Origin of the sequence: Luteimonas terrae (assembly GCF_031457535.1) — a bacterium.
Lineage (GTDB): Bacteria > Pseudomonadota > Gammaproteobacteria > Xanthomonadales > Xanthomonadaceae > Luteimonas > Luteimonas terrae_A.
Genome location: NZ_JAVDWO010000001.1, coordinates 188,556 through 202,636, shown reverse-complemented (window position 1 = coordinate 202,636; position 14,081 = coordinate 188,556). Strand labels below are relative to the sequence as shown.

General features: G+C 66.4%; 11 protein-coding genes and 1 tRNA gene. 5 read left to right on the top strand and 7 right to left on the bottom strand.

From position 1 onward, the window contains the following. Positions 1-49: 49 nt before the first annotated feature. The 5 genes from dxs to J2W68_RS00805 form a co-directional block, all read right to left on the bottom strand. On the bottom strand, positions 50-1,963 hold the full coding sequence (dxs, locus tag J2W68_RS00825) for a 1-deoxy-D-xylulose-5-phosphate synthase (RefSeq protein ID WP_310231711.1): 1,914 nt from the start codon (positions 1,961-1,963) through the stop codon (positions 50-52). Positions 1,964-2,035: 72 nt separating this feature from the next. After that, the gene (locus tag J2W68_RS00820) at positions 2,036-3,196 is read right to left on the bottom strand and encodes a hypothetical protein (RefSeq protein WP_310231708.1); all 1,161 of its coding nucleotides are present in this window, start codon (positions 3,194-3,196) and stop codon (positions 2,036-2,038) included. 100 nt (positions 3,197-3,296) lie between these two features. Further along, positions 3,297-3,956, bottom strand: a complete 660-nt coding sequence (locus J2W68_RS00815) for an HNH endonuclease (protein WP_430539638.1) — start codon at positions 3,954-3,956, stop codon at positions 3,297-3,299. A gap of 94 nt (positions 3,957-4,050) precedes the next feature. Further along, entirely contained in the window at positions 4,051-5,841 is a 1,791-nt protein-coding gene (locus tag J2W68_RS00810) for an acyl-CoA dehydrogenase C-terminal domain-containing protein (protein ID WP_310231706.1), read from the bottom strand. Between the two features lie 49 nt (positions 5,842-5,890). Further along, complete coding sequence (locus tag J2W68_RS00805) at positions 5,891-6,364, bottom strand: LEA type 2 family protein (protein WP_310231703.1); 474 nt, start codon at positions 6,362-6,364, stop codon at positions 5,891-5,893. Between the two features lie 153 nt (positions 6,365-6,517). Between J2W68_RS00805 and J2W68_RS00800 the strand changes: the two genes are divergently transcribed. Then, a tRNA-Phe gene (locus tag J2W68_RS00800) sits at positions 6,518-6,593 on the top strand. Positions 6,594-6,900: 307 nt separating this feature from the next. Here J2W68_RS00800 and J2W68_RS00795 read toward each other — a convergent pair. Continuing rightward, entirely contained in the window at positions 6,901-7,899 is a 999-nt protein-coding gene (locus J2W68_RS00795; protein ID WP_310231701.1) for a sulfate ABC transporter substrate-binding protein, read from the bottom strand. Positions 7,900-8,055: 156 nt separating this feature from the next. Here J2W68_RS00795 and cysD point away from each other — a divergent pair, with 156 nt between their 5' ends. Further along, positions 8,056-8,961, top strand: a complete 906-nt coding sequence (gene cysD / locus J2W68_RS00790) for a sulfate adenylyltransferase subunit CysD (protein ID WP_310231698.1) — start codon at positions 8,056-8,058, stop codon at positions 8,959-8,961. Next, positions 8,961-10,793: an adenylyl-sulfate kinase gene (gene cysC, locus J2W68_RS00785; RefSeq protein ID WP_310231694.1), complete on the top strand. Its 1,833-nt coding sequence runs from the start codon at positions 8,961-8,963 to the stop codon at positions 10,791-10,793. The genes cysD and cysC overlap by 1 nt, the downstream gene beginning before the upstream one ends. A gap of 53 nt (positions 10,794-10,846) precedes the next feature. Here the strand turns inward: cysC and J2W68_RS00780 are convergent, their stop codons facing one another. Further along, complete coding sequence (locus tag J2W68_RS00780; RefSeq protein ID WP_310231692.1) at positions 10,847-12,367, bottom strand: M20 family metallopeptidase; 1,521 nt, start codon at positions 12,365-12,367, stop codon at positions 10,847-10,849. A gap of 207 nt (positions 12,368-12,574) precedes the next feature. Here J2W68_RS00780 and J2W68_RS00775 point away from each other — a divergent pair, with 207 nt between their 5' ends. After that, positions 12,575-12,931, top strand: coding sequence for a ComEA family DNA-binding protein (locus tag J2W68_RS00775; protein ID WP_310231690.1), 357 nt, complete (start codon positions 12,575-12,577; stop codon positions 12,929-12,931). A gap of 440 nt (positions 12,932-13,371) precedes the next feature. Next, entirely contained in the window at positions 13,372-13,992 is a 621-nt protein-coding gene (locus J2W68_RS00770; RefSeq protein WP_310231686.1) for a HutD/Ves family protein, read from the top strand. The last annotated feature ends 89 nt before the right edge of the window (positions 13,993-14,081 follow it).

Below are 14,081 nucleotides of genomic sequence, written 5' to 3'. Positions count from 1 at the left end.
CATGCGGTCGATGGCGTTGAGGCTGTCCGCCACTCGGCTTCGCGGTGCTTTAGCCCGCCGCGGCCTGCGCGCCTGCGGCGGGACGCGCTGCCAGATCCGGCCAGCGCGCGAGTACGGCGGCGCGGATGCCTGCAGGATCAAGTCCTGCTTCGGCGAGCAGATCCTCGCGGCTGGCGTGGTGCTGGAACGCATCCGGCAGGCCGAGGTGCAGTACCGGCATCGTGACGGCTTCGGCATTGAGCAGTTCGGCGACGCCCGAGCCGGCGCCACCGGCGATCACGTTGTCCTCCAGCGTCACGAAGCCATCGTGGGTCTTCGCCAGTTCCAGTAGCAGCGCGCGGTCGAGCGGGCGCACGAAGCGCATGTTGACCAGGGTGAGATCAAGTTCGTCGGCCACCACCTCGGCCGCCGGCACGATCGCACCGAACGCCAGCAGCGCAATCCGCGCGCCGCGACGGCGCATTTCCGCCTTGCCGATCGGCAGGGTCTCAAGCCGGGTGTCGATTGCGACACCGGGGCCGGTGCCACGCGGGTAACGCACCGCGGCCGGGCCCTCATGGCGGAAGCCGGTCGTCAGCATCGTGCGGCATTCGTTCTCGTCGGCCGGCGCCATGACCACCATGTGCGGCACGCAGCGTAGGAAGCTCAGGTCGAGATTGCCGGCATGCGTGGCGCCGTCCGGGCCGACTACACCCCCGCGGTCGATCGCGAACAGCACGTCGAGCTTCTGCACCGCAACGTCATGGACCAGCTGGTCATAGGCGCGCTGCAGGAAGGTCGAATAGATCGCGACAACCGGCTTGGCGCCCTCGCAGGCCATGCCCGCGGCCAGCGTCACTGCATGCTGCTCGGCGATTGCGGTGTCGAAATACCGCGCCGGATATTCCTTCGAGAAGCGCACCAGCCCCGAGCCTTCGCGCATCGCCGGGGTGATGCCGAGCAGCAGCGGATCGGCCGCGGCCATGTCGCAAATCCAGTCACCGAACACGTCGGTGTAAGTCGGCTTCTTCGCACCCGTCTTGGCGATCAGGCCCTTGACCGGATCGAACGGCGACACGGCGTGGTAGCCGATCTGGTCGCCCTCGGCCAGTTCATACCCCTTGCCCTTCGTCGTGATGACGTGCAGCAGCTGCGGCCCCTTCAGGCCCTTGAGGGTCTTGAGCGTGTCGACCAGTGCCTTGACGTCATGACCGTCGATCGGGCCCGTGTAGTGGAAGCCCATCTCCTCGAACAGCGTGGACGGCACGAACATGCCCTTCCAGTGTTCTTCCCACCGGCGCACGAACTTCGCGGTCGGATTGTTCTTGTCGCCGAGCAGCTTCTTGCCGCCTTCGCGCAGCGCGTTGAGCGTGCGGTTGCCGGTCGCGCGGCCGAGCATCTTGGTCAGGCCGCCGACAGCCTCGCTGATCGACATGCGGTTGTCGTTGAGCACCACCAGCACGTCCGGCTCGGGCTCCATGCCGCCAGCGTGGTTGAGCGCTTCGTAGACCATGCCGGCGGTCATCGCGCCGTCGCCGATCACCGCGACCACACGGCGGTCGTTGCCGGCTTGGGCGTTGGCGATCGCCATGCCTAAGGCGGCCGAGATCGAGGTCGACGAATGACCCACGCCGAAGGTGTCGTATTCGGACTCCTCGCGCTTCGGGAACGGCGCCACGCCATCCTTCTGCTTGACGGTGTGGATACGGTCGCGGCGGCCGGTCAGGATCTTGTGTGGGTAGGTCTGATGACCGACATCCCAGACGATCCGATCGTCCGGCGTGTCGTACATGTAATGCAGCACGGTCGTCAGCTCGATCACGCCGAGCCCGGCGCCGAAATGGCCGCCACTCTTGCCGACGGATTCGATGAGATAAGCGCGCAGCTCGTCGGCGATCGCGGGCAGCTCGGCTTCGTCGAACTGGCGCAGGTCGGACGGCGCGTCGATGCGCGCAAGGCGCGGATATCGCGTGGAGTCGATCATGCCGCAATTGTACGCCGCGACCCCATGACTGGCGTCATCGGCCTGTCATGCAACCGGGACTGCCAGCGGCCTTCAGCGGCCGCGCAGGCGGGCGAAGAAGCCGCCCTGACGCGCAGTCGCTTCGACCGCGTCGGGCGTTTCCCTGAAGGGCTCGGCGTAGCCCGTGGCGAGATTCGCATTCACGAAACGGATCACGTCCTCCGCCGGCAGCCCACTGGCGGCAATGATCTCGTCGAGCGTCGCCGGGCCCTTCATCATGGCCGTGGCGATACGGAAGTGCCGCGGGTACTCGCGCTCGGTCTGCGGCCACTTGTTCAGCAGGAAGCGGGCGTCCGGGTCATGCGCAGGCGCGAGCGTGCCGTCGCCGGCGAGCAGGCCGCCCAGCCAGACCAGACGCACAAGCGGCTGGGGCGCGCCTGAGGCCTGCGCTTCGCGCGACCACGTCGCGTCGTCGACGGCCTCGATCGCATCGCGCTCGATCACCCCATCGAAATACTGGCTCAGCGGTTTCAGCGTGGTGGGGCCGTGGTAGTGCTGTGCATCGAAGTCGATCCACAAGCTCGGCCCGGTCTCGCGGCGATAGCGACGCCGCCCACGCAGCACGCCGACACTGAGCCAGGTCGCGAAGGGCAGGGCGCGCTCGGGTTCGGGCTGTGGGGCCGGCTCGGTCAGCGGCGCGTTGGTTTCCGCTCTTGGATGCAGCGCCGACTGCGGATCGGCGCCGTCCAGGGGCCTGGCGGCGGCTCCAGCCTTCGCGGGCGGCGCATCGGGCGCCGCTGCTGTGACGGTGGGTATTGCGGCGTCTTCAGCAGACGGAGTATCGATCGAGGCTTCGCGCGTTTCGGACGCCTGCGCGACCGCATCCACAGCTGCGTGTGCAGGCGCGCCTGACTGCAGCGTCGGGGCCGGGCCATCCAGTGCAACATCCTGCGTCGCCGCGATTTCGCGCAGCAACGCGGCCATCGCGGTGTCGTCGAAAGGACGCCCGAGCCGGAAATGGGTCTGTACGCGCGGCGCCGAGGTGAGGCCGATGATCTGCTTGCCCGCCGCGTGCAGACGCAGCCAGCTCATCGGGCCGTACATGCTGTCCATGTCGACGATGACGTGTTCGGCATCGGGTTCGGCGACCAGCAGGAACGGCTCGCCGAGACGGGCGTTGGCGCCGGCGAATGCGGCGCGCAATGCGGTTTCGGTGGCGGTGTCCATTCCGCTCAGGGCGATGGTCAGGGGCATGCAGGCAATACCGGGCGACGCGGCGCGAGGCGCGTGATCGGTGAAGTGTATCCAGTGCCACGCATGCTGTGCAGCGCGCGCGATGCGCGACGCGCGGAATTCACCCGCGATCGCGACGCGGCAGATGGGTGCTGAGGAAGGCCATCTGATCGGCGAGGATGTTGCGGTTGCTGAGGATCAGATGCTCGATCCAGCTCGGCCGGAACGGCACCGCCAGCAACGGCATCGAGGCCTCCTGCGGCGTACGCGCGCCCTTGCGAGAATTGCAGTGGAAGCACGCCGTGACCACGTTCTCCCAGATATCGAGGCCACCGCGCGACAGTGGTTCGACATGATCGCGGGTCAGCGTCTGCCGGCCTGCGCGGCGACCGCAGTACAGGCACAACTGGTGGTCGCGGGCAAACAGTGAGGTATTGGTGAGTGCGGGCGTTGGATCGATCGCGCTCGGTCGCACGTGGCTGCGGCCCGCGATGATCGGATGCAGATCCATCCGGCTCTGCTGACCGGTCGCGCGGCATGTGCCGCCATGCACCGTCATGCAAGGGTCGCCAAGTGTCCAAGCGACTGCGCCCCGCGCATACAGACACGCCGCGTCCTGCCAGCTGATCCAGTTGAGTGCACGGCCATGGGCATCGAGTGCGAGCAGGCGCACTGCATCGCGACGCGGCGGATGACCAGAAAGTGAGGCGGAAACTCCGGTGTCCAGCGCGTTTGCAGCGCCGGCGGGGGTCAGGCGTGTGATCGCGCTGTATGCCTCCATTGCGTTCGAGGATATACCTGATCGATGACACTTTGTGCAATGCATGCGCGCATGTCGCGACGCCGGGCGGCGGTCGCGACATGACTGGATTGCCTCAGCTGTCGAGCGCCTCGTCGGTGATCGACAGGAGCGATGCCGGGCCACTGGCAATTGCGGCGGCGTGGGTCAGCGTGCGCGGCAGGATGCGGGTGAAGTAGAAGCGCGCGGTTTCGCGCTTGCCGGCTTTGAAAGTCTCCGGACGCGACGAGGCATCGGCCACCGCCACGCTGCGTGCCCACCAGTAGGCCAGCGCCACGTAGCCGGAGAAGAACAGGTAGTCGTAGGCGGCTGCGCCGATCTCCTCGGGATCAGCCGCGGCGCGCTCGGCGATCGAACGCGTCAGCGCCTGCCATTCGCCCGCCTTGGCCCGCAGCGGCTCGATGAACTCGGCCAGTGCCGCATCGTTCGCGTGCTCCGCGCAGAAGCGCTCGATCATGCCGAGAAACACGCGCAGGCCCGCGCCTTGCAGTTGCAGGGTCTTGCGGCCCATCAGGTCCAGCGCCTGGATGCCGGTCGTGCCCTCGTAGAGCGTGGTGATGCGGGCGTCGCGTGCAAGCTGTTCGATGCCGTGCTCGGCGATGTAGCCGTGACCGCCGAAGCACTGCAGCGCATGGTAAGTGCACTCGTTGCCCCATTCGGTCAGGCAGCCCTTGACGATCGGCGTCAGGAAGCCCAGCAGGTCGTCGGCCTCCTTGCGCGCGGCATCGTCGGCGGCGAGTTCGGCGCTGTCGACCAGCGAGCCGGCGTGATAGGCCAGCAGACGGCCGCCTTCGGTCAGTGACTTGCAGGTCAGCAGCATGCGACGCACGTCGGGCTGCACGAGGATCGGATCGGCCGGCTTCGACGGCAGCTTCGCACCCGAGAGTGCACGCGACTGCAGACGCTCACGTGCATAGCGCAGCGCGTTCTCGTAGGCGCGCGTGGCAAGGCCCAGCCCCTGCACGCCGACCCCAAGGCGCGCGGTGTTCATCATCGTAAACATCGCCATCAGGCCCTTGTGCGGCTGGCCGATGAGGTAGCCCTGGGCGCCATCGAAATTCATCACGCAGGTCGCGGAGCCATGGATGCCCATCTTGTGTTCGACCGCGCCGCAGCGCACGGCGTTGCGTTCGCCAACGGTACCGTCGCGGGCGACCTGGATCTTCGGCACGATGAACAGCGAGATGCCCTTGCTGCCCGCCGGCGCATCCGGCAGACGCGCGAGCACCAGGTGGACGATGTTGTCGGTGAGGTCGTGCTCGCCGGCAGTGATGAAGATCTTGGTGCCGGTGATCGAGTAGCTGCCGTCGTCGGCCGGTTCGGCGCGGGTCTTCAGCAGGCCGAGATCGGTGCCGCACTGCGGCTCGGTTAGGCACATGGTGCCGGTCCAGGTGCCGGCGATCAGCGGCTTGAGAAAGACTTCCTTCTGCCAGTCCTCGCCGTGGTGGCGCAGTGCGTTGACCGCGCCGTGCGAGAGCAGCGGAAAGTTGCTCCACGCGAGATTCGCAGCGTCGATCATTTCCTCGAGGCAGATGCCGATCGCATGCGGCATGTTCATGCCGCCGAATTCGGTCGGCGCGCTCATGCCGGTCCAGCCGCCTTCGGCGAACTGGTCGTAGGCAGCTTTGAAGCCATCGGGCGTGGTCACCGCGCCGGTGGCCTTGTCGAAGCGCACGCCCTGTTCGTCACCGATGCGGTTGAGCGGCGCGAGCACCGCCTCGCACATGCGCGCGCACTCGTCGAGCACGGCGTCGACGGTCTCGCGGTTGGCATCGTCGAAGCCGAGGGTGGAAAACAGCGACTCGACCTGCAACACGTCGTGCAGTGCGAAGCGGATGTCGGTCAGCGGGGCGTGATAGGTGCTCATGCGTCTGTCTGGCTCGTGTGCGTGGTCATGATGGAAGGACGTGGTGGCATCAGCGCATCACGCCGGGCAGGCCGGGTACCGGGCTCAGCGTGCTGTCGCGGCGGACGGTGTAGTCCCTTGCGCTGCCGCGGTCGTCCGGTGCGGCGCGGATGGTGCCGTCGATCCGGTAGTTCAGCGAGCGCCCCGATGCCAGCGCATCGGCCGCATGCAGCCGGCCTTCCGCCGACGGCGCGAGCCTCAGGTTGAGGATGTCGGCCGATTCCGGTCCGATCGTCAATGTCGTCGCGGCCTCGAGCGTGCCGACTGCCTCGCCGCCGACCGACAGCGCGAAGCGGATCGACTCGAAGCGCATCGGAATGCTGCTGTAGTTCTGCAGGCGCAGATCCAGCGACCAGTTGCCATCGGCACCGACACTCAGCTGCTGGAGGCTCGCGGTGGGTTCGGAGACGCGACGCTGGCCGGTTGCGCAGGCGGTGAGGAAGCTGGCGATCAGCAGAATAGTCAGCAGTTTCCACGGTTTCATGCGCGGCGCTCCGGTGGCGGGTGGAGGCCGATGTTAACGCGTTGCCGGTTGCCGGCCGCTCGAGGGCGGTTGCCGAAATGCGCTGCAGGACACGGGCTTTCGAAAAACGGTTGCCGTTCGCGAGCCCGCCCCGTATCATGCGCCTCCCGCAGTGGCCGGGTAGCTCAGTTGGTAGAGCAGGGGATTGAAAATCCCCGTGTCGGGGGTTCGATTCCCTCCCCGGCCACCATTGCGAGAACGTTGAAGGCCCGCCGAGTGCGGGCCTTTTGCGTTATCGGCCTGGCGGCCGCGCGCATGGCCGGCGAGAACCGCGCAATGCGCAGGCGATCAGCGCACTGATCAAGTTCCGCGCCGGCATGGCGCTGGAGCCTGATCGACATCCGGCTGCAGGCCGGCGTGATCAAGCTGGGTCTGTCTTCGATCCTGGTATTGATCGCCGTCGCCACCGTGTCGATGGCGACGCCGCTACTGAATCGGATGATGCGGCGCCACGGTGGCGACGCGCCGGTGGTGCCAGCGTCGGACGTGCCCCGAACTCAGCGCGCGGGCGTGGCGCGGATGTGGTCGTACAGGCCGCCATCGGCGAAGTGGGTGGCCTGCGCATTCGACCAGCCGCCGAATGCGTCTTCGACGGTGACCATGGTCAGGGGGCGGAAGCGCGCCAGTTGCGAAGCCGGCACACCCTCACGCAGGGCAGGACGGAAGTGGTGCTGCGTGACCAGCCGCTGCGCCGCTGGGGTGTACAGCATCTCGACGTAAGCATCGGCCACTGCGCGCACGCCGTGCGCATCGGCGTTGCGGTCGACGACGGCAACGACCGGTTCGGCGCGGATGCTGATGCTGGGGTAGACGATCTCGAATGCCTGGCTGGTCTGCGCATCGGCCAGTACGCGGAGCGCCTCGTTCTCCCAGGTCAGCAGCACATCGCCCACGCCGCGCTCGATGAAGGTGTCACGCGCGCCCCGCGCGCCGCGATCGAGCACCGCCACGTGCGCGTAGAGCTCGCGCATGTAGGCCAGCACGCGCTGGCCGTCGCGATGTGCACGCGCCGCCCATGTCCAGGCGGCTAGATAGCTCCAGCGCGCGGCACCGGATGTCTTGGGATCGGCCGTGATCACCGCGACGTCCCCTGCCAGATCACCCCAGTCGGTGATGCGTTTGGGATTGCCCTTGCGCACCAGGAACACCACGGTGGAGATGTAGGGCGCGCTGTCGTGCGGCGACCGTCTCCGCCAGTCGGGATCGAGCAGGCCGGCTGCCGCGATCCGGTCCACGTCGGCCGCGAGCGCGAGGGTCACGACATCCGCCGGTTCTCCGCCGATCACCGCATCGGCCTGCGCGCCGGAGCCGCCATGTGTCTGCAGCACCTCGATATCGCCACCGCCGCGTTGCCGCCATCCGGCCGCGAACATGCGGTTGTAGTCGGCATAGAACTCACGCGTCGGGTCGTAGGACGCGTTGCGAAGGACGAGGTCTTCTGCGAGTGCCGGCGACAGCGCGGCCACGAGCAGGATGCATGACAGCGCACGGAGCATGGGCGATCCCGGTGGAAGGGCCAAGTACGACCTTATCGCACGACAGTGGCGACGCATTCACCACATAGTCTTCCAGCGGACCGCTCACGCAAGATAGCGTTGCCGCATCAGCAATGCGTCGCCACAATCGTAGGTCGAGGCGCACGGGAGTGACATATGCGGACGTTGGACGGGGATCTCGGTGATCTGGAGGCCGAGAGCATCCACATCTTGCGCGAGGTCGCTGCCGAATGCCGGCGTCCCGTACTTCTGTATTCGATCGGCAAGGACAGCTCGGTACTGCTGCATCTGATGCAGAAGGCCTTCGCGCCGGCGCATGCGCCGATCCCACTGCTGCATGTCGATACGCGCTGGAAGTTCCGCGAGATGATCGCTTTCCGGAACAGCCGCATCGCCGAGACCGGCCTCGAATTGCGTATACACGTGAATCCCGACGGGATCCGCGATGGCGTGGGGCCGTTGAGCCACGGGGCAGCTGTCCACACCGACGTCATGAAGACCCAGGCGTTGAAGCAGGCGCTCGCTGCTGGACGCTACGACGCCGCCATTGGCGGCGCCCGGCGCGATGAAGAGAAGTCGCGGGCGAAGGAGCGGGTGTTTTCATTCCGCGACGAGGCCCAGCGCTGGGATCCGCGCCGTCAACGCCCGGAGCTCTGGGATCTTTACAACCCGAAGGTGGGCGAAGGCGAAAGCGTCCGTGTCTTTCCCTTGTCGAACTGGACCGAGCGCGATATCTGGCGCTACATCCGACACGAACAGATTCCAGTCGTGCCGCTTTATTTCGCTGCCGAGCGTCCGGTGGTCGAGCGCGACGGCATGCTGATCGTCGTCGATGACGAACGGTATACCTTGCGTATCGATGAACAGCCGCGTCTCTGCCGCGTGCGCTTCCGCACCCTGGGTTGTTATCCCTTGACCGGGGCAGTGGAATCCGCAGCGGCCGATATCGACGCGATTCTTGCCGAGATGGAAGACGGGCGGCAGTCTGAACGTGCCGGACGCGCAATCGACCGCACCGAAGGTGCTTCGATGGAAGAGAAGAAGCGCGAGGGCTATTTCTGATGGCGGAGCGCATTCTGCGCGTCGTTGCCTGCGGCAGCGTTGACGACGGCAAGAGCACGCTGATCGGTCGATTGTTGCTGGCCGCCGGCAACGTGCCTGACGACGAACTGGCTGCGCTCGCCGACGCGAGCGCCACGTACGGCACACGGGGAAGTGCGACCGACTATGCGCTTCTCCTGGACGGCTTGGCCGCGGAGCGCGAACAGGGCATTACGATCGACGTTGCTTGGCGGCATCTGCGCACCCCGCGTGGACGCTTTTTGATCGCGGACTGTCCCGGACACGTCGAATACACACGCAACATGGCGACCGGGGCTTCGACCGCCGATGCAATGGTGTTGCTCGTGGATGCGGAGAAGGGGCTTTCCCCGCAGACGCTCCGGCACACTGCGATCGCCGCATTGCTCGGCGTGCGCCACGTGGTCCTGGCGATCAACAAGATGGACCGGGTGGCGTTCGCACGCGGGCCTTTCGAAGCGATCGAAGCGGACTACCGCGCGCATGCTTCTGTTCTGGGCATCGATTCGGTACAGGCCGTGCCCGTCGCGGCGGCCGATGGCGACAACGTTGCCGTGCCTTCGCCGCATCTCGCGTGGCACGATGGCCCCACCGTACTGGATGCGATTGAAGCATTGCAGTCGATGCCGCGTCGCGCGAGGCTTGATTGTCTGCCGGTGCAGATGTTGCTGCGTGAGGTCGGCGGCGCGCGCTGGTATGCGGGAACCTGGTGTGGCGATGTGTTGCGGGTCGGTGCACGTCTGCAGGTTGCGCCCGATGGCACGAGGGCGGTGGTGACTGCGATGCGCGTGGCGGGCGATGTAGCCGATTTCGCAGTCGACGGCGATGCAGTGGCGGTCCGGTTCGCCGACGAGGTCGATGCGGCGCGCGGCGCTGTCCTGGCGCGCGGAGGTTCGCCGGTATTGCACGGTGACCAGTTCGTCGCAGACGTGTTCTGGTTCGGTGCTGCGCCGCTGGTGGCCGGCCGGCGATATCTGTGCCGGACCGCAGGACGGGTGACGGCGGGCCGTATCGGCGAACTCAAGCACCGGCTCGATCCGGTATCGCTTCAGCTGTTGGCAGACAAGCAGCTCGGGGCCAATGACATTGGCCGGGTGACGCTCGCGCTGGATACACCGATCGTTTTCGCGCCGTATGCCGAGTCGCGCCTACTCGGCGCGTTCCTGCTGGTAGATCCGGTCAGCCACGCGACATTGGGCGCGGGCATGATCCGGCACGGTCTGCGCCGCGCAGACAATCTGCACTGGCAGGCGCTGGATGTCGACCGTGCGGCGCGCGCAGCGATGAAAGGCCGGCGGCCACGTTGCATCTGGTTCACCGGCCTTTCCGGCGCCGGCAAGTCCACGATCGCCAATCGTGTCGAACGCGCGCTGCACGCACGCGGCGTGCATACCTATCTGCTGGATGGTGACAACGTGCGCCAGGGACTCAATCGCGATCTCGGATTCACGGAAGCCGATCGCGTCGAGAATCTCCGGCGGGTATCCGAGGTCGCCAGATTGATGACGGATGCGGGTCTGGTCGTGCTCGTGAGCTTCATCTCGCCTTACCGTGCCGAGCGCGCTGCCGCACGCGCACTTTTCGAGTCCGGTGATTTCGTCGAGGTGTTCGTCGATACGCCGCTCGCGGAGGCAGAGCGGCGCGACCCCAAAGGTCTTTACGCGAAGGCGCGTCGCGGCGAGCTGCCTAACTTTACCGGCATTGACGCGCCGTATGAGGTGCCTGAGGCCGCCGATCTGGTGCTCGACACTGTGCGTCATGACACCGCGTCGCTGGCGACGCAGGTCATCGACTACCTGGCTCGAACCGAATGAACAAAGCGCTGGATAACGAAAGGGCCGGTGGATCCGCCGACCCGTCGCTTATCTCAGCAGCAGCCGTGGTCACCGTGTCGCGTGCCGCTGTCGGCCACAACCGCTGCACCGGTGGTCTCGCCACGCTGGCCCGCGTGGTGGTGCTCGGTGATCACGCGTGCAACGCAGCTGGTGACACGCTTGCCCATCTCGATGTGCAGGAACTCATTGGGGCCGTGCGCATTGGAGTGCGGGCCGAGCACGCCGGTGATCATGAACTGCGCGCCGGGGAACTTCTCGCCGAGCATGCCCATGAACGGGATCGAGCCGCCTTCGCCCATGTACATCGCAGGCTTGTCGAAGAAGGCATGGCTGGCATCGTCAATCGCCTTCGCAAGCCATGGCGACATCGCCGGTGCATTCCAGCCGGTTGCGGCCTTCTCCAGCACAAGGCTGACGGTTGCGCCATTCGGCGGATCGGTCAACAGCGCTTCCTTCAGCAGCTCACCGGCGCGTTTACCGTCGACGGTCGGCGGCAGGCGCAGTGAGAGCTTCACCGCAGTGTGCGGGCGGAGCACATTGCCTGCTGATTGCAGCGACGGAATGCCGTCGACGCCGGTCACCGACAACGCCGGACGCCAGGTGCGGTTGAGCACCAGTTCCGACAGATCTTCGGAAACCTGCCCATCCGCGTTCTTCGGGAACATCGGCTGGAGCGTCCCGGTCAAGGGGAACTTGTCGTAGATCGCGGTATCGAGCACCTCGGCTGCGCGACGCGCCTGCTCGAGGCGCTCGGCAGGTATGTCGGCATGCAGCCCCTCGACCAGAATGTGCCCGGTCACCTCGTCCTCAATTCGCGACAACAGCTGGCGCAGCAGCCGGAAGCTCGATGGCACCACGCCGGACGCATCGCCCGAGTGCACCCCTTCGTCGAGCACCTTGACCGTTAGATTGCCGCCGGCGAGGCCGCGCAGCGAGGTCGTGCACCACAGTTGGTCGTAGTTGCCACAACCCGAGTCCAGACACACCACCAGCGAAGGCCTGCCGATGCGATCGGCGAGGTGGTCGACGTAGGCCGGCAGATCGTAGCTGCCCGATTCTTCGCAGGCCTCGATCAGCACCACGCAGCGGGCATGTGGCAGGCCCTGCTCGTGCAGTGCCAGGATCGCGGTCAGTGAGCCGTAGATCGCGTAGCCGTCGTCGGCGCCACCGCGGCCGTACAGCTTGCCGTCGCGCATCACCGGCTTCCATGGGCCGAGATCGTCGTCCCAACCGGTCATCTCCGGCTGCTTGTCGAGATGCCCGTAAAGCAGCACGCAGTCCTCATTGCTGCCGCCGTTGGCAGCGGGAATCTCGATGAAGATCAGCGGGGTGCGGCCTTCGAGGCGGACCACCTCCAGCACCATGCCGGGGATCGACTGGGCCTGCGCCCAGGTCGACATCAGTTCGACCGCGCGCTCCATGTGGCCGTTGGCGACCCAGTCGGCATCGAACATCGGCGATTTGTTCGGAATCCGGATGTATTCGACAAGCTGGGGAACGATTTCGTCATCCCACTTGGCGCCAACGAATCGGTCGGTTTGGCTGCTGTCCATTCGGGTATCCAGTGTGCGTAAACACCAATTCTATCGCGGACGCCTGTGTAGGAAATTTCCTACAAGGGTTCGGGCGTTCGGCTGGCTATCGCCCAGCGGGGCCGCGGATACTCTGTCTGCGTGGTGTTGGGAAGACTGGCAATACCGGCAAGGACGAATGAATCGCCAGTCGGGAATGGATTCCACCCAATACCAAGGAGTTAGGACATGAAGTCGATCCGAGCCGTTCTGGCGTCGTTGTGCCTTTCGCTGCTGTTGGCAGGTACCGCGTTCGCAAACGAAAGCGCTGAGAAGGTCAACATCAACACTGCCGATGCAGCCACGCTGGCACGCGTGCTGCACAACGTGGGACAGGCCAAGGCAGAAGCCATCGTGGCCTACAGGGATGAGAACGGGCCGTTCCGAAGCGCCGAGCAACTGGCGCAGGTGAGGGGCATCGGGTTGCGGACCGTGGAGCAGAACGTCGATCGCATCGATGTGGGCGCCGCCGGATCACAGGCAGGTGCGGCGCGGGCACCGAACCCGCCCGCTGCCGGTAACAAGGGGGCAGCGCAACTGCGCTGACCTTGACCCATCGCTGAGGTTGGCACAGGGAGTGCCGGCGTCAGGCGAGGAGCAGGACGCTCCACGGGACCGGCAGGATGCCGCTACAGGGACGTAATCGTCGCCCGCCTCGCAATGGATGCGATGCGGGCGATCTTTTTTTGGGCGATGGCAGTCCGAGCCGACGCCCGAATTGCTCCCCCATTGCGCCTGCACGGCGCGTGGGACCTCGCTCGCGACACGCTGCGAGTGCGAACGGGCGGGGCGGATGTCCGTTCACTGAGGCCAACAGCCCAAGCACGCCGGCTTCCCGGCGCCGCGGACTGGACGCTGAAAAGCGTGACGCTTGTTGTGACCAAGTGCCAGTGGCGCGACGCCTCACCTGATGGACATGCATTGCCCCATCAGCCCAGTCCGGGCGGCTCGCCCAAAGTCCCAGGCCGGCGTTCTAGACTTGGGGCATGAGCGCCCAGTCTTCCGGCCAATTCTCATCCTTCCAGCGGATCGATGCGCACGAGGCACGGCGTCTTCGCTGGCGCAATAATCTGGGATGGACGCGGGAGATCCACGCCGAACCGGGCGCCGAGGCGGGCGCTTGGACCTGGCGTCTGTCGATCGCCGAGATCGAGCAACCTGCGGCATTTTCCCGGTTTGAAGGGGTCGAGCGGGAGCTGATGCTGCTTGCCGGCGATGGGCTGACGTTGCGCTTCGATGACGGGCAGGTCTCGGACCTGCAGCCGCCGCATGCGCGGCTGCGTTTTGCGGGCGAGCGCGCTTTACGTGGAGAGCCAGCCGGCCCGGCGGTGAGCGCGCTGAATCTGATGTGGCATCCGGGCGAGGTGGTGGCGTCGACCTGGCACCGCCCCCTGGTCGGCACGATGGTCGTGTTCGTGGATACCGGCGATTGCTGGATGGTGCACCTGCTCGCGGGGCAGGCGCGTCTCGCCGGTACGCACATGCGGCCACTCGAACGCGGCGACACCCTGCTGCTCCGGGCGCCCGGTGGCCGTTGTCGTCATGTACTCGATGGCGGCGGGGAAGTGCTGCTGGCCCGATTCCAGCGCGCCGCGCCTGCCGCCTGAGCCGCAGCGCACATAAGACGCCATCGCGGCAGCAGAAACGCCCGCTCCGGATCGACGGAGCGGGCGCATCGTCCTCGAGGCTTTATCCC